This is a genomic window from Azospirillum sp. BE72, assembly GCF_031455875.1.
Taxonomy (GTDB): domain Bacteria; phylum Pseudomonadota; class Alphaproteobacteria; order Azospirillales; family Azospirillaceae; genus Azospirillum.
The window spans coordinates 122,153-138,591 of record NZ_JAVDTO010000004.1; the positions used below are offsets into that span (position 1 = coordinate 122,153).

Genomic DNA, 16,439 nt, shown 5'->3' on the forward strand with positions numbered 1-16,439 from the left:
GCCGGCTGTTTAATTAGTATTTGCGTTTGGCGCCAGAGGTTTGGCGCGGCTTGCCCCCACCCTGACCCTCCCCCGCTGGGCGGGGGAGGGTCAGGGTGGGGGTCTAACGCCGCCCGCCGCTCACCCGCCAAGATAAGCCTTCAGCAGTTCCGGGTCGCCGCGCAGCTCCGCAGCCGGGCGGGCGGCGGCGATGCGGCCGGTCTTCACCACATAGGCGCGGCTGGCGACGGCCAGTGCGTTGTGGATGTTCTGTTCGACCAGCAGCACCGTGACGCCATGGGCGTTGATGGCGCGCACCACGTCGAACACCTCCTCGGCCATGCGCGGGCTGAGGCCCAGGCTGGGCTCGTCCAGCATCAGCAGGCGGGGTTCCGACATCAGCGCGCGGGCGATGGCCAGCATCTGCTGTTCGCCGCCGCTGAGCGTGCCCGCCATCTGCCGCGCCCGTTCGCGCAGGCGCGGGAAGCGGTGGAAGGCCATGCCCATGCGGGTGCGCACCTCGTCCTTCGAGCGGCAGAGATAGGCGCCGAGCGCGATGTTCTCCTCCACCGTCATGCCGGGCCAGACATGGCGTTCCTCGGGGCAATGGGCGATGCCAGCGGCGACGATCTCCTCCGGCGGGCGGTTGGCGATCGATTTGCCGTTCCAGGCGATGCTTCCCGACCGCGCCTTCAGCAGGCCGGAGATGGCGCGCAGCGTCGTGCTCTTGCCGGCGCCGTTGGCGCCGATCAGCGCCACCGTCTCCCCGGCATGGACGTCGAGCGAGATGCCGTGCAGCGCCGCGGTGCTGCCGTAGGAGACATGCAGGTCCCGCACCCGCAGCACCGGTTCCGCCACGCCTGCGGCCGTGTCCGGGGCTTCCATGGTGATCGCGCTCATGCCGCCGCCTTGCCGAGATAGGCCTCGGCGACCTTCGGGTTGTCCAGGATCGCGCGCGGTTCGCCTTCCGCCAGCATCTGGCCGAAGTTCAGCACGACGATGCGGTCGCACACCCCCATGACCAGCTCCATGTTGTGTTCGACGATCAGCAGCGACTGCACCGCCTTGCCGACCAGGGTCTTCAGCGTTTCGCCGAATTGCATCGCCTCGTGGCTGTTCAGCCCGGCGGCGGGTTCGTCCAGCATCAGCAGGGTCGGCTTGGCGGCCAGCGCCACAGCGACCTCCAACAGGCGAAGCTCGCCGCAGGACAGCAGATGCGCCGGGGCGTTCATGCGGCGCGACAGGCCCATGGTCTCGACGATGGCGGCGGCACTCTCCCGCGCCTCGCGTTCGGCGCGGCGGACCTTCTCGCCGGGGAAGAAGGTGGCGAGCAGCGATTGGCGGCCTTCCATGTAATGGCCGGTCAGCACATTCTCGAACACCGTCAGCCGCTTCATCACGTTGGTCTTCTGGAAGCTGCGGATCAGGCCGAGCCGCGCGATGGCATGCGGCTTGTAGCTGGTGATGTCGGTGCCCCTGAAGAAAACCCGGCCCTCCGTCGGCGTGTAGAAGCCGGTCAGCATGTTGAAGCAGGTGGTCTTGCCGGCGCCGTTCGGGCCGATCAGCCCGACGATCTCGCCGGGAGCGACCGCGAACCCCACCTGCTTCACCGCGGTGATGCCGCCGAAGCGCATCGTCAGGTTCTCGGCCCGCAGAAGCGGTTCGGTCATGCGAAGGGCGGTCATACGGTGCGCTCCTCGATGGCGGGGGAGAGGGACGGGGCGTCGCCGCGCTGTTCGCGGCGGCGGGCGATGAAGCCCATCAGGCCGTTGGGCAGGAACAGCACGATCGCCATCACGATCAGCCCGAACAGGGACAGGCGCAGTTCCTGCAGTTCGCGCAGATATTCCTCCAGCAGGGTGACGATGACCGCCCCCACCACCGGACCCAGCAGTGTGCCCTTGCCGCCCATCAGCACCATGATGATGATCGTCGCCATGAAGGCGAAGCGGAACACCTCCGGTCCGACGAAGGAGATGTAGAAGGCATAGAATCCGCCGGCCAACCCGGCCAGAAAGGCGCCCAGAACGAAGGCCTGCATGGCGGTGCCGAAGGGGTTCACGCCGATCGATTGCGCAACGTACCGGTTCTCGCGCACCGCCACCGCGGCGCGGCCGGCGTTGGAATAGACGAAGCGGTAGGACAGGTAGAAGGTCAGCGCAGCCAGCCCCAGCACGATGGCGAGGAAGGCGCTCTTGTTGGCGATGCCGCCCTGGCCGACACCGGCCAGTCCCATCGGACCGTTGGTCACGGCGATCCAGTTGTTGGCGACGATGCGCAGCACCTCGGCGAAGGACAGGGTGACGATGACGAAATATGGACCCTGCAGGCGCAGCGTGATGGCGCCGATGGCAAGCCCGAACAGCGCGGCCACCACGCCCGCCGCCGGTATCGCCGCCCACATCGGCCAGCCGGCATTCACCGACAGCAGCGCCGCGGTGTAGGCCCCGGTGCCGAGGAAGGCGGTGTGGCCGAGCGAGAATTCGCCGACATAGCCCACCACCAGGTTAAGGCTGTTGGCGAGGATGGCGTAGAAGATCGCCATGATGGCGAGATGCAGGATGTACTGGTCGGTGATCGCGAAGGGCAGCAGCGCCGCCAGGACCCCGAGGCCGAGGAGGATGTTGCGTTCGAGCGTCATGTCAGGCCCTCTCCGCCCGGATCGAGAACAGACCCTGCGGCCGCAGCACCAGGATCAGGATGACCAGCAGGAAGCCGATGATGTCGACCATGCCGGTGGCGACATAGCCGCCCCACAGCGCCTCCGCGACGCCCAGCAACAGGCCGCCGGCGATGGCGCCGGGGAAGCTGCCCATGCCGCCCAGGATCACCACGACGAAGCTCTTCAGGCTGACCAGCCCGCCGACCGACGCCTGGGCCGAATAGATGCTGGCCAGCAACATGCCGGACAGCGCCGACAGGGTGCAGCCCAGCGCGAAGGTCGCGGCATAGACCTGTTTGGTGCGGATGCCGGCGAGGCTGGCGGCCATCGGGTCCTGGAAGGTGGCGCGCATGGCGCTGCCCAGCCGGGTGCGGTGGATGATGGCATGCGCGCCGAAGATCAGCGCGACGCCGATGACCATCGCGAGCAGACGCATCTTGGTGATGGTGACGGGGCCGAGGAAGATCGGCCCTTCGGTGATGGCGCGGGCGACCTTCAGCGGCGCCGGGCCGATGGCGAGCAGGGTGATGTTGACCAGGAAGATCGACAGACCGATGGTCAGCAGGATACCCGGCTCCTCGCCCTGGCCGCGGACGCGCTCGATCAGGAAGCGGTCCACCAGCCAGCCGAAGCTGCCGATCGCCAGCGCCACCAGCACCAGACCTGAGAAGAAATCGAGCCCGAGGTAGGTGGTGACGAACCACCCCACCACGCCGCCCAGCATGTAGAATTCGCCATGGGCGAAGTTGACCACCCGCATCAAGCCGAAGATCAGCGTCAGCCCCAGCGCCGACAGCGCATAGAAGACGCCGACCACCAGCCCGTTGGTCAGGAATTGCAGGAACAGATCCATTGCAGTCTCAGCCTCGCTCGTCGCGTGGGGCATGGGGCTTAGGGCCGTGCCGCCTCACTGCGGCGCTTCGACGGGGGAGGAGGCGACGACCTTCGGCGTCCCGCCTTCGATGCGCACCAGCACGGCGTCGAAGCCGTAGGCTTGACCCTTGGCGGTGAAGCGGTATTCGCCGTTCGGCGCCTTGTAGTCGGTCTTGCCCAGCGCCGTGCGGATGGCCTCCGGATCGGTGCTGCCGGCCCGGGCGATGGCCTGCGCCGTGATGTTCAGCGCGTTGTAGCCGGCCGCGCCATACTTGCCGGGCTTCACCTTGTACTTGGCCTCATAGGCCTTCACGAAATCCTGGTTGCGCGGGGTGTCGACGCTGGAGACGTAGGGAACGGCGGCATAGATGCCTTCGGCCGCGTCGCCGGTCAGGTTGATGAAGTCAGCGGTCGCCCAGGACCCGACGCCGAACACCTTGCTCTGCACCCCCATTTCCTGAAGCTGCTTGACGAGGATCGAGCCGTCCTGCGTTTCCGCCGCGACGAAGATGCCGTCGGGCTTGGCGGCGCGCAGCTTGGTCAGCAGGGTGAAGAAATCAGTGGAGCCGTGGTCGAAATACTCGGTCAGGGCCGTCTTCACGCCCAGCGCCGACAGGTCGCGGGAGAATTCCTCCACCCCGCCGCGGCCCCAGTCGTCGTTGACGCCGACATAGGCGACGGATTTCAGTTTCAGATCGTTGGCGAGGATCTTGGCGAAGGCCTTGGCCATCAGCGCATCGGTTTCGGCCGCGCGGAAGAACCAGGGATTGTTCTGTTCGGTCAGGGCGGCGCTCGACGACACGCCGGTCACCAGCGGGATCTTGTACTTCGCCGCCACCGGCATGATCGCCGCGGTGGCAGAACTGCAGAAGGCGCCGACCAGAACGGCGACCTTGTCCTTCTGCACCAGCTTTTCGACGGCGTTGACCGAGTTGGCCGGGGCGCATTGCCCGTCCTCGATCACCAGTTCCACCGGCTTGCCGAGCACGCCGCCCTTGGCGTTGATCTGCTCGACCGCCAGCTTGGCGCCCTCGACCACCGATTTTCCGTTATAGGCGACGGAGCCCGTCAGCGGCTCGACGAGGCCGATCTTCACGCTGTCCTGCGCGTTGGCCGAACCCGATGCGGCGACACCGGCCGCAAGTGCGCATCCCAGAACATAGCGGTACATCTCTAACCCTCCTGTCCCTTGGGAAATCTGTGGAATTGGTCGTGATCCCACGCCTGCGCGGGTGCCGGATCTTGCCGGTGACGCGCGCAGGGGTTGCCCCCATTCGGGGTGCTTATGAACCGTATTCCATACGGTTAGGCGATTTTATTATTCGCCCAATTAATTCTTGTCCCAACGTTAACGAGGGCCGACGCCCCCTGTCAATCCCGATTCTTGGCCTGTCCGGCGATCGGATCGGAGGATTTCACGCTGCATCGCAAAATGCGGGCCAGAGGGCGGCGCCGGTGGAACCCGGCGGTTCCCGCCGCCCGCTGCGAGGATCGCGCGAATAGTCAGCCGTGCCGCAGTGCCCAAAATCCGCGCATGCACATGCATTCCATGCAGTCCGCCCAATTTTTGGGCGGCTGCCGGGCGAAAAGACGATGGCGCTGCGGAGGGGTCAGCCGGCTGCGGCCATCAGGGCGCGATAGGTCATCTGGTCTTCGTGAAGGCGCAGGAAAACGCTGTACTTGGCGTCGTGGTAGACGCGCAAACGCCCTTCGGCCGGTGCGATGCTGCGGCCGGCACGGGTCATGCCGGCCATGCCGGCGGCGATGTCGGGGAAGGCGCCCGCCGCGACCGCGCCCAGAACGGCGGATCCCAGCAGCACCGCCTCTGGTTCCTCCGGCAGGACCAGGGTGCAGCCGGTGGCGTCGGCATGCGCCTCCAGGAACACCGGGTTCTTGGTGCCGCCGCCGCAGGCGAGGATGGTATCGATGGCAAATCCGGTGTCGTTCATCGCGGCGACGATGTGACGGGTGCCGTAGGCCACCGCCTGCACAGTCGCCAGATAGAGCAGGGCCAAATCCTCCAACCCGTCCGACAGGCGAAGCCCGCTGACGGCACCGCGCAGGCTGGCGTCGGCGCGCGGCGAGCGGTTGCCATGGAAGTCGGGCAGCACATGCAGGTCGCGCGTCAGCATCGCCATCGGCCCGCCGCTACGCCCGGCCAGTGCGGCCAACGCGTCGTTCAGCAGTTGGTAGATTGTGGCTCCGCGCCGCTGCGCTTCGGCAACGAGATCGGCATGGCGGGGATGGCCCTGCACCACATGGTCGATCAACGCACCGGTCGCCGACTGCCCGCCCTCGTTCAGCCAGAGGCCCGGCAGCATGGCGGAATGGTAGGGTCCCCAGACGCCGGGAATGAAGCGCGGTGCGGCCGGGCTCATCACCATATGGCAGCTCGACGTGCCGCCGATCAGCGCCAGCCGTCGGTCGTAATCGACAGTGGCCGATGCAGCGAGCGGCACACCGATGACGCCGATCCCGCCGGCATGGGCGTCGATCATGGAGGTGCCGACGGCGATGCCCGGCGTCAGGCCAAGCTCGCGCGCCGCCTCGACGGTCAGGCCGCCGCCGATGGCGCTGCCGACCGCGCCGACATCGGTGCCGATGCGCGCATGCCCCTCGTCGACCAGATCGCCCAGCCCGATGGCGCGGAGATAGGAATCGTCCCACCGTCCCTCATGGCCGAGATAGGTCCATTTGCACACCAGCGAGCACAGCGACCGCCGCGTCGCTCCGGTGGCGCGCCAGGTCAGGAAATCCGGCAGGTCGAAGAAATGGGCGGCGCGGCTCCAGCTTTGCGGCAGATTCTCCCTCAGCCACAGCAGCTTGGGGGACTGCATTTCCGGCGACAGCCGGCCACCGACATAGCGCAGAACCTCATGACCGCCGGCATTGATGCGGTCGGTCTGGTCGATGGCGCGGTGGTCCATCCAGACGATGACGTTGCGGGTGTCGTCCCCCTCCGGATCGACCGTCACCGGCCGCCCGGCGTCGTCCAGCACCACCAGCGAGCAGGTGGCGTCGAAGCCGATGCCGACCACCTCCGGCCGTTCGCCGCAAGCCTCCATCGCCTCTTGCACTGCGGCGCAGACGGCGGCCCAGATGTCGTCGGAGGACTGCTCCGCCCATTCCGGCTCGGGTTTCCACATCCGGATCGGGCGCGATGCGGCGGCCAGCCGGTGGCCGGCAAGGTCGAAGATGCCGGCGCGGGCACTGCCGGTCCCCACATCCACCCCGATCACGGCGCGCGTCATGGCATGTCCTCCGTCCGACGCTTCGAGTGTGATCGCTTCAGACGGAATGGTCTGAAGCGTGAATCGCACGGAAAATCAAAAAGCTACAGGCTGGCGCAGAAGGCCTCGAACGCCTCGCGGGTGGCGTAGGATTTCTGGGTGCCCGGCCGGGTGATGCTGTCGGCGGCATAGCGCACCGCCATGTGCAGCGCGGCGTCGAGGTCGCGGTTCTCCACATAATAGCGCGCGAAGCTGCCGATGAAGGCGTCGCCGGCCCCGGTGGTGTCCACCGGCGTGACCCGCACCGGTTCGATCCGCCGCGTCTCCTCGCCCTTCGTCACCAGCAGGGCACCGCGCGCTCCCAGCGTGACGATGACGGTGCGGATGCCGCGGTCGATCAGGGAGCGCGCCGCCGTCTCGGCCTCCGCCTCCGAATTCACGGCCAAGCCGGAGATGGTCGCCAGTTCCGTCTGGTTCGGCACCAGGAAGGTCACTTGCTCGATCCTTTTGGGGTCGAGATCGGCGGGGGCGGGTGCCGGGTTCAGCAAGGTTTCGATGCCATGCCGCGCGCCGAACTCGATGGTGTGGTAGATCGTCTCCAGCGGGACTTCCAACTGCATGACGATCAGGTCGCAGCCCTTCAGATCCTCCGCCGCGCGGTCGACGTCGGCCGGCGACAGCAGGGCGTTGGCGCCCTTGATGATGAGGATGCTGTTCTCGCCCGAGGGCTCGACGAAGATCGGGGCGACGCCGCTGGAGGTGCCGGGCACCCGCTCGACATAACGCGTGTCGATGCCCGATGCCTCGAAGTTGCGGATGGTGTTGTCGGCGAAGATGTCGTCGCCGACCTTGGTGACCATCATCACGTCGGCCCCCAGCCGTGCGGCGGCGATGGCCTGGTTGGCGCCCTTGCCGCCGCAGCCCATCTCGAAGCGGGGCGCCTCGATGGTCTCGCCGGGGCCGGGCATGCGGGCGGTGTAGGTGATCAGGTCGACCATGTTGCTGCCGACCACGGCGATCTTGCCCATCTTCGGTATCTCCTTGTCACAGCGCCCTAAATCACAGCGCCCGGATGGCGCATTCCTCGGCTTCGGCCTCGTCGGCGGTCAGGTAGCCCAACCGGACGGAAAAGCGCCGCGTCTCGCCGCCCGCCAGTGTCTGGACATTGCCCTTCATCGCCTCCGCATTATAGCCCTCCGGTTCGCAGGTGGAGGGCAGGGCGAAGGCGCAGACCTTCTGGTCGCTGTTGACCAGCACCCAGCGCACCGTCTTGGGGAACTCCCGCGTGCTGTAGGCGATATGGAAGGCGTCGCCCTCCCGCCGCCGCATCATCAGTGCGGTGCCGCCCTCCTCGTCGGTGCGCAGGCCGCGGATGTAGAAGACCTGCTCCGGGTCGTAGCGGTGCGGCTCGTCCAGCACCTCCATCACCGCGGGATCGCGGGCGAGGTCGGACAGCAGCGCGTCATAGGCGGGGCTGCGCGGCACATGGGCCGGCACCACCGTGCGCACCGCCGTCGCCTCCGGCGTGAAGGGAGCCGGCTGGACGATGCGGGCACCCTCGGCGAAGGCGAAGTTGACGTGGCACATGTACATCAGGTCCATGGCCGCGCCCGACAGGTTCTCCACCTCCATCCTGATGTCGAACAGGGCGGAACCGGGGCGCAGAACCACGCGCGGGCGGGCAACGTAATGGGCGCCGAAGCCCATCACATACTCGCGCCGGCCCGTCACCGCCATGTAGGGGCCTTCGTCATCTTCCCCCACCTCCAGCCCGGCGGCGTCCATCGGCGCGCAGGGCATCTCGCCGTGCAGAGGATGGCTGTCCTGCGGGCCGGGGCAGCCGTTGCGCAGCAGCCCGGAATGGAAGGCGAAGCAGCCATAGGTACCGACGATCTCGCTGGCTGGACGCGGCATGTCGAACATGTTCGCCATGGTCAGGTCGACGCCGTCGAACACGGCGTCCCACACCATCTGGCCGTAATAGGGCAGCACCACCAGATGCCCGCGCCGGTTGGACAGCCGCACCGCCTCGATCCCGCTGTCGTAGCGAAACAGGCTGGCGGTCATGCCGTGCGCCTCGGCGATCGGGCGCTTCGCCTCGCCGAAGAAGCTCTTGCGGAAATGGATCGCGGTTCGGACGTTCATGGCTGGTCCCCCGAATGAGCGGGCTAGCGGGTGCGGTTCTTGTAGGCGTTGATCACGATGACCAGCAGCAGGAACGCGCCCCAGATGAAGTCGATCAGGTGGTTTGAGAAGCGCAGGATCTGGAAGCCGCTCGACAGCAGCATCAGCGCCACCACGGCGATGGTGATGCCCAGAACCGTGCCGCGCCCTCCGGCCGGGTTGGTGCCGCCCAGCACGGCGATCAGCACCGCCTGCAGCAGGTAGGAGTTTCCGTAGTCCGACTTCGCCGCATTGGTCCGCCCCGACAGGATGATCCCGGCCACCGATGCCAGCACGCCGGTCAGCATGTAGCTGTAGAGCACCATCCGTTCCCGCTTCAGCCCGGCGAACAGCGCCGCCTTCGGGTTGGTGCCGATCAGCATCAGGTTGATGCCCAGCGCGGTGCGGGTCAGCATGAAGGCGATCAGGGCGGCGATGGCGGCGAACAGCACGAAGGGCGTCGCCAGCCCCAGGATCTTGCCGTTGCCGAGGAAGGCCCAGGCGGTCGGAAAGCCGACGATGGCCGGTCCGCCGGTCAGCACGATGGCGAGCCCGGTGAAGACCTGCCCCGTTCCAAGCGTCGCCAGGATCGGCGTGATGCCCATCCGGGTGATTAGCAGCCCGTTCACCGTCCCCGCCACCAGCCCGGTGCCGAGCGCGATGACCCCGCCCAGCAGGACGGTCAGGATGCCGGTGTCGGCGATGCCCGCGGCTCCCGCCAGCTTGTGGAACAGCACGCCGGCCAGGATGCCCGACAAATTGGCGACCCCCACCACCGACAGGTCGATGCCGCCGGTCAGCATGGCGATCATCATGGCGATGGAGAGCAGGCCAAGCTCGGGGAAGATGTAGGTGATGGACTCGAAATTGTAGTAGCGCAGGAATTTGTCGGGGCTGAGAGCCGTCATCACGGCGAAGATCAGCACCGTCATCACCAGAAGCTGGACGATGTTGTTGTCGCGGTTGACCAGACTGCGGATGTTCATCTGTGCCTTCATGATCCGCCTCCTCACGCCATCCGGCGACGGTCGCGCCACGCCGACAGGGCGGTCGCGACGATGACGATCAGACCCACGGCGACCAGCTGCCAGGTGGTGTCCACTTTCATGATGATCAGGCTGTTCTTGACCATCACCAGCATGAAGACGCCGAGCATGGTGCCGAGAACGCTGCCCCGCCCGCCGAAGATCGACGCGCCGCCCAGCACCACCGCGGCGATGACGTCCAGCTCAAGGCCCACGAAGTCGCGCGGGTTGGCGAGCCAAATCATGCCGCTGTGCAGCAGCCCGGCGAATCCGGCCAGCGCGCCGGCGACGCAGTAGATGAAGAAGATGGTCTTGCGCAGGTCGAAGCCGGCGCGCCGCGCCGCCTCGGGATCGCCGCCCAGCGCATAGGCGCTGCGGCCGATCATGGTGTAGCGCAGCACCAGATGCATGGCGACCGCCAGCCCCAGATAAATCAGCACCATCGCCGTCAGGCCATAGGTGGTGCCGTCGGCCTTGGTCACGCTGATCACGTCGGTGCGGGCGAAGTCGATCAGCGCGGTCGGCATCTTGTTGATGTTGATCATGCTGGTGCCGACGACGCCCAGCAGGAAGCCGCGGACCATGGCGCTGGTGCCCAGCGTCACGATCAGCGGGATCATGCGGAATTTGTAGACGAAGAATCCGTTTACCGCGCCAAGCAGCAGACCCATCAGGGTGGCGGCCAGCAGAGGCAGCACGACGCCATTGTATCCCAGCGCCAGCATGCCCTTGATCGTCAGATACATGGAGGCGACGGCGAAGGCCGGGAAGGACACGTCGATGCCGCCGGAGATCAGAACCAGCAGCACGCCCAAGGCCATGATGCCGATGATGACGTTGCTGCGCATCAGGCTGAACAGGTTGTCGAGCTGCCAGAAGGCAGGGTTGATCGTGCCGATGAGGACCATGGCGAGCAGCAGGATGCCCGCGATGACCATTTCCGACCGGCGGAGCAGGGCCATCGGTTCCTCCCCTAGGTAAAGGTCTTGAGCCGGTCGCTGACCGTCTCTTCGGTGACGTCGGCGGCGGGCAGATCCTCGATGAAGCGCCCGCGATGCATCAGCACGATGCGGTTGCAGTTCTGCACCAGCTCCGGCACGTCGTCGGAGATCATCAGCACGGCAAGGCCGTGATGCTGCGCCAGCTCCCGGATCTTGGCGTGGATTTCCGCCTTCGACCCGACATCGACGCCGACGGTCGGGCCGTTGAGGATCAGCACGCGGGCATCGGTCAGCAGCCAGCGGGCCAGAACCACGCGCTGCTGGTTGCCGCCCGACAGCTGCATCACCGGCTTCTCGGCGGTGGGGGTGGCGATCTGCATGGCGCGAACCATGCCCTGCGTCATCTCCTCCGCCCGGTCGCGGTCGATCACCAGCTTGCGCGCCAGCCGCTCGTAGGAGGTGGCGAGCATGTTGCGCTTGATGCTCTGCGGCAGGAACAGCCCCTCGCTCAGCCGGTCCTCCGGCACATAGGCGATGCCGGCCTTGATGGCCTCCTGGGTCGAGCGCAGCCGCACCGGCGCACCGTCGATCAGGATTTCGCCCTCATGGCGCGGGACCATGCCGAACAGCGCCAGTGCCAAATCGGTGCGGCCGGAGCCGAGCAGGCCCGACAACCCGACGATCTCGCCCGGCCGGATGGCTAGATCCAGCCCCTCGCATTTGCCGGGCACGGTCAGGCCGCGGATCTCCAGACGCGGCACCGGAGGCGGGCCGGGGGGCGGGGTCCAGACATAGGGTTCGTTGAGGATGTCGCCGCCGGTCATGTGGCGGGTGATCGACGCCTCGTCGAAGTCGCCGGTCGGCCCCTCCGCCACCTTGCGGCCGTTGCGGATGACGGTGATGCGCTCGCTGATCTCCAGCATTTCGCGCATCTTGTGGCTGACGAAAAGGATGGCGATGCCGCGCGCCTGGATGTCGCGGACGATGCGGAACAGCGTCTCGACCTCCTTGCGGGTCAAGGCCGTCGTCGGCTCGTCCATGATGATCAGGCGGGCGTCGGACATCAGCGCGCGGGCGATGGCGACCAGCTGCTTGCCGGCCGTCGGCAGCGAGGCGACCTCGGCATTCAAATCCAGCTCCACGCCGAGCCGGTCGACCGCCTCGCGGGCGATGGCGCGGGTGCGCCGCCAGTTCATCAGGCGCCGCTTCTCGCCCAGATGGACGTTCATCGCCAGATTCTCGGCGACCGTCAGGTTCCCGAACAGGGAGAAGTCCTGGTAGATGACCTGGACGCCGTGGGCGATGGCGCCGATCGGCGTCATGCCCGGCACCGGCTTGCCGTCGATCAGGATTTCGCCGCCGTCCGGCTGATAGACGCCGGACATGATCTTGATGACGGTGGATTTGCCCGACCCGTTCTCTCCGGCCAGGCAGTGGATCTCGCCGGGCTTGATGACCAGGGACATGGCGTCCAACGCGACGACGCCGGAAAATACCTTCCGGATGCCGCGGAGTTCGATGAAACCGTCTGACATGTCTTCCGCCCGGCGGTTCGAGGATAAGGATGAAGACACGGACGCCGGCAGCCTTTATGGACCGCCGGCGGCCGCCTTCAGGTCATCAGAAGTCGTAGGCGTCCATGTTTTCCTTGGTCACGCCGACCCAGCCCTGGCCGTACAGCAGGTTGGCCTTGGCGCCCTGCGGCGTGGTCAGGTTTGTGTAGCCGGGCAGGCCGAGGTTCAGGCCGGCCTTGATCTGGTCCTTCTTCCCGTCCAGCGCCATCACCGCCATCATGTTCATGGCATAGCCGGCGACCGCGGGATCCCAGAACTGGATGTACTGGATGTCGCCCTGGGCCAGATACTGGCCGGCGACCGAAACCAGACCGGTGCCGGAGAAGAACAGCTTGTTCTTCAGACCGCGTTCGGCCACCAGACGGCCGGCGCCGGCCGAGGTCGGCATCGGGCCGCCGATGATGCCCTTCAGATCCGGATATGTCGTCAGGACTTCCTTCAGCTTGTTATAGTCGGTGTTGGCGTCGTCATAGGTTTCCAGACGGTTGGTCACCATCTGCATCTTGGGGAAGTTCTGCTTCTGGTAGGCGATGGCGCCGTCGATCCATTCGTTCTGCGACTTCGAGGTCAGGCTGCCGACGGTGCAGACATACTTGCCCTCGCCGCCCATCGCCTTGCCCAGCACTTCCATCAACTTGGCGCCGTAGGCGAAGTTGTCGAAGGCCTCCAGCACATAGTCGGCGTTCTGGATGTTCGACGCTTCATGCGCGATCACCACGATGCCGCGGTCGCGCGCCTTCTTCAGCACCGGCTCCACCGCCTCGACGGAGAAGGGGACGATGGCGATGGCGTCCACGCCCTGGGCGATCAGGTTCTCGACCAGCTGGACCTGCGCCGCCGCGTCGGCCTGGCTCGGCCCGACCATCCAGGTGTCGTGGCCGGTGTCGCCGGCGAACTGCTTCACGCCGTCGCGCATGCGGTCGAACCAGGCGATGCCGTCGACCTTCACCACGGTAGCGATGGAGTATTTCTTCTTGGTGGCGTCGGACTTCAGCGTCTTGACGGCATCCGGGGTCGGAACCGGATCGGCGGCCACCGCCGGCCCGGCGACCAGCGACGCGGCGACGATGAGCGAAGACAGCAACTTCTTCATGTTGGCGTGACTCCCATGGCAGGCGATGTGCGCCGCAAGGTGGAGTGCGAATAGCCACGCCCCACCGTGCGCCGCCGGGGTGTTTGCCACCCCCTGCGCGTTCCGTTTTTGGTGATGCCGTGCCGGCTGGGACGGACGGAACACCCGCCCGACCGGCACGCTGTGCGGCGTGGGCCCGCGGCGTCAACCGCCGACGATCGCCACGCTGGCGCTGGCGCCGATGCGCGAGGCACCGGCCGCGATCATGCGGCGGGCATCCTCGGTCGTCCGCACGCCGCCCGATGCCTTGACGCCCATCTCCTCGCCGACGGTGCGGCGCATCAGCGCCACATCCTCGACGGTGGCGCCGCCCCCGGCGAAGCCGGTGGAGGTCTTGACGAAATCGGCCCCGGCCTCCTGCGACAGGCGGCAGGCCAGAATCTTCTCGTCGTCGGTGAGCAGGCAGGTCTCGATGATGACCTTCAGCAGGGCGTCGCCGCAGGCGCGCTTGACCGCTGCGATGTCGTCGCGGACTTCCGAAGTCCTGCTGGCCTTCAGCAGGCCGATGGGGATCACCATGTCGACCTCGCGGGCGCCGTGGCGGACCACCCATTCGGCTTCGTCGGCCTTGATCGCCGTGGGATCGGCGCCGAAGGGGAAGCAGATCACGGCGCAGGGCGCCACCGGCGATCCGGCCAGCCGCTCCGTCACCAGCGGGATGAAGATCGGATTGACGCAGACAGCCTTGAAGCCATGCGCGCGCGCCTCGTCGCACAGCCGCTCGACATCGGCGGGCTGGGCGTCCGGGCGCAGGATGGTGTGGTCGATGAACGGAGCCAGACCGGCCGACTCCGTCGGGACGCTGGGAACGGGCATCTTGGTCCTCCCGGGGAGCCCCTTTTCGCCGGGCCTCTCCTCGATTGTCGCCGGGATGCCAACATCTCGCGTGCTGATGTTAACATCCTAACATTTTCTGAAAGGATAGTTTCACGCTGCCGCGCAGTGTGTCAAGATCAATGCATGCGATTGTGAGTTTGGCTACGGCCATGCCGTTCCGGGCATCGCGCCATTGGGATTAACCCGTTGGGATTGTAGGCTGCGGCCGTGCCCGCGAAGGGCGGAGCTGGCTGGGCGGAAGCGCTACGGGATGCGGATATGTCGATGAGAAGGGCCGATCGCCTCGACCGGTTACAGACTGCGCTGGATGCCGGCGGCTATCTTCGGCTGAAGGACGCGGCCCGGCTGCTGGGCGTCTCCGAGATGACGGTGCGGCGCGACATCGCGTCCTGCGGCGGGCGCTTCGCCTATCTCGGCGGCTACATCGCCGGCGGGCTGGAGAGCAGCGGCGGCATGGGCTACATGCTGGACCGGGAGCGCGACGCCCATATCGAGATGAAGCGAGCCGCCTGCGAAGCGGCGGCGACCCTGCTGAAACCTGGCGAGACGGTCTTCATCGACTGCGGCACCACCACCACCCATCTCGCCAGCCGCATCCCGGCCGACAGCCAGATCACGGTGGTCTGCTACGCCATGAACATCGCGGAGATCGTCTGCAAGAAGCCGGGCGTGCGCGTGGTCATGCTGGGCGGCCTCTATCACGCCTCGTCGGCGTCCTTCTCCAGCCCCGAGTCCCTGGAGATGCTGCGCGGCATCGGCATCAACACCGCCTTCATCTCGGCCGGCGGCGTGCACGAGTCGCTGGGAATCAGCTGCTCCAACTTCCACGAGGTGGAGATCAAGCAGACCGCCATCGCCAATGCCGTCACCAAGGCCCTGGTGATCGACACCAGCAAGTTCGATCAGGTGAAGCCGGCCTTCTTCGCCAAGCTCGACAGCTTCGACATCCTGTGCTGCGACCGCGGCCTTGATGACGAGCGGGCAGGGCGGCTCACCGCAGCGGGGGTCCGCATCGTGCCGGCCTGAGCCGCCGGACGCCGATCAACCCGACTTGGCGTCGCCCGCCGCCTTGCCCAGCGCGCTGCCGGCGGACGCGCACATGATGCAGGCGATGGCCGCCCACTGCACCCAGCTCAACCGTTCGCCCAGCATCAGGAAGCCGATCAACGCCGCCACCGCCGGCGACGCGCTGACGGCGAGGCCGAACACTGGGCCGGGCAGACGGCGGAGCGCCATCATCTCCAGCGTGTAGGGCAGCATGCTGGACAGCGCCGCCACGGCGAGGCCGACCGCCAGCACGGACGGGACCAGCAATCCGCCGCCGGCATGGGCGACCCCCAGCGGCACCGTGAAGCTGGCGGCGACCAGCATGCCCCAGGCCACCGCCTGTCCGCCGGGCAGGGAAGACGCGCGCTTGCCGAACACGATGTAGAGTGCCCAGCACAGCGCCGCCGCCGCCGCATAGACGACGCCGAGCGGATGGAGCGCGGTCGCCGCCTGTTGCAGGGGCAGCAGCAGGGCGAGCCCGGCCGCGGCGCAGGCGATCCACAGGAAGTCCTTCAGCCGGCGGGAGCCGAGCAGCGCCACCGCCAGCGGCCCGGTCACCTCGATGGCGATGGCGATGCCGATGGGGATCAGCTCCATCGCGCGATAGATCGACAGGTTCATCGCCCCCAGCGTCATGCCATAGACCAGCAGGTTGCGCAGATCCCCGCGGCCGGGTCGGTTGCGCCAAGGCCGCAGGATCGCCGCCAGCATCAGCGCCGACAGCCCGACCCGCAGCGCCGTGACCCCTTCCGCCCCCACCAGCGGGAACAGCGACTTGGCCGATGCGGCGCCGACATACTGCGACAGCAGCGAGGCCAGCAGGAGAAGCAGGGGAAGCGCCGCGGGCTCCGTCCTGCCGGCGGTCGTCGGGTCGGTGGAGGCGTTCGCCACGCTCAGGGGCTCCGGATCGGGACTGGGGTCGAACGAAAAGATACTGTGACGTTGCGGCGCTGAGCGCTTAAGTTTCGCCCCATCG

Annotated in this window: 15 protein-coding genes; 1 reads left to right on the plus strand and 14 read right to left on the minus strand. The window is 67.1% G+C overall.

Features of this window, described 5'->3' with window-relative positions; genetic code table 11:
* Positions 1-120: 120 nt before the first annotated feature.
* From J2Y49_RS14955 to deoC, 13 genes are all read right to left on the minus strand, one after another.
* Positions 121-825 (minus strand): ABC transporter ATP-binding protein, encoded by a 705-nt coding sequence (locus J2Y49_RS14955; protein ID WP_409017853.1) that lies wholly within the window; start codon positions 823-825, stop codon positions 121-123.
* Positions 826-875: 50 nt separating this feature from the next.
* Positions 876-1,664, minus strand: coding sequence for an ABC transporter ATP-binding protein (locus J2Y49_RS14960; RefSeq protein ID WP_310115652.1), 789 nt, complete (start codon positions 1,662-1,664; stop codon positions 876-878).
* Positions 1,661-2,620 (minus strand): branched-chain amino acid ABC transporter permease, encoded by a 960-nt coding sequence (locus tag J2Y49_RS14965; protein WP_310115653.1) that lies wholly within the window; start codon positions 2,618-2,620, stop codon positions 1,661-1,663. The genes J2Y49_RS14960 and J2Y49_RS14965 overlap by 4 nt, the downstream gene beginning before the upstream one ends.
* 1 nt (position 2,621) lies before the next feature.
* The gene (locus J2Y49_RS14970; protein WP_310115654.1) at positions 2,622-3,527 is read right to left on the minus strand and encodes a branched-chain amino acid ABC transporter permease; all 906 of its coding nucleotides are present in this window, start codon (positions 3,525-3,527) and stop codon (positions 2,622-2,624) included.
* A gap of 21 nt (positions 3,528-3,548) precedes the next feature.
* Positions 3,549-4,685: an ABC transporter substrate-binding protein gene (locus J2Y49_RS14975; protein WP_310115655.1), complete on the minus strand. Its 1,137-nt coding sequence runs from the start codon at positions 4,683-4,685 to the stop codon at positions 3,549-3,551.
* A gap of 439 nt (positions 4,686-5,124) precedes the next feature.
* Positions 5,125-6,765, minus strand: a complete 1,641-nt coding sequence (locus J2Y49_RS14980; protein WP_310115656.1) for an FGGY-family carbohydrate kinase — start codon at positions 6,763-6,765, stop codon at positions 5,125-5,127.
* 83 nt (positions 6,766-6,848) lie between these two features.
* Positions 6,849-7,772 (minus strand): ribokinase, encoded by a 924-nt coding sequence (rbsK, locus tag J2Y49_RS14985; protein ID WP_310115657.1) that lies wholly within the window; start codon positions 7,770-7,772, stop codon positions 6,849-6,851.
* A gap of 31 nt (positions 7,773-7,803) precedes the next feature.
* Positions 7,804-8,889, minus strand: coding sequence for an aldose 1-epimerase family protein (locus J2Y49_RS14990; protein WP_310115658.1), 1,086 nt, complete (start codon positions 8,887-8,889; stop codon positions 7,804-7,806).
* Between the two features lie 23 nt (positions 8,890-8,912).
* A complete protein-coding gene (locus J2Y49_RS14995) occupies positions 8,913-9,905 on the minus strand; it encodes an ABC transporter permease (protein WP_310115659.1) in 993 nt (330 codons plus the stop codon).
* An 11-nt stretch (positions 9,906-9,916) separates the two neighbouring features.
* A complete protein-coding gene (locus tag J2Y49_RS15000; protein ID WP_310115660.1) occupies positions 9,917-10,894 on the minus strand; it encodes an ABC transporter permease in 978 nt (325 codons plus the stop codon).
* 11 nt (positions 10,895-10,905) lie between these two features.
* Positions 10,906-12,408, minus strand: a complete 1,503-nt coding sequence (locus J2Y49_RS15005) for a sugar ABC transporter ATP-binding protein (protein ID WP_310115661.1) — start codon at positions 12,406-12,408, stop codon at positions 10,906-10,908.
* 85 nt (positions 12,409-12,493) lie between these two features.
* Positions 12,494-13,540, minus strand: a complete 1,047-nt coding sequence (locus J2Y49_RS15010; protein WP_310115662.1) for an autoinducer 2 ABC transporter substrate-binding protein — start codon at positions 13,538-13,540, stop codon at positions 12,494-12,496.
* A 183-nt stretch (positions 13,541-13,723) separates the two neighbouring features.
* On the minus strand, positions 13,724-14,395 hold the full coding sequence (gene deoC, locus J2Y49_RS15015; protein WP_310115663.1) for a deoxyribose-phosphate aldolase: 672 nt from the start codon (positions 14,393-14,395) through the stop codon (positions 13,724-13,726).
* Positions 14,396-14,680: 285 nt separating this feature from the next.
* Here deoC and J2Y49_RS15020 point away from each other — a divergent pair, with 285 nt between their 5' ends.
* On the plus strand, positions 14,681-15,442 hold the full coding sequence (locus J2Y49_RS15020) for a DeoR/GlpR family DNA-binding transcription regulator (RefSeq protein WP_310115665.1): 762 nt from the start codon (positions 14,681-14,683) through the stop codon (positions 15,440-15,442).
* A gap of 15 nt (positions 15,443-15,457) precedes the next feature.
* Here the strand turns inward: J2Y49_RS15020 and J2Y49_RS15025 are convergent, their stop codons facing one another.
* Positions 15,458-16,354 (minus strand): EamA family transporter, encoded by an 897-nt coding sequence (locus J2Y49_RS15025; protein WP_310115666.1) that lies wholly within the window; start codon positions 16,352-16,354, stop codon positions 15,458-15,460.
* Positions 16,355-16,439: the final 85 nt, after the last annotated feature.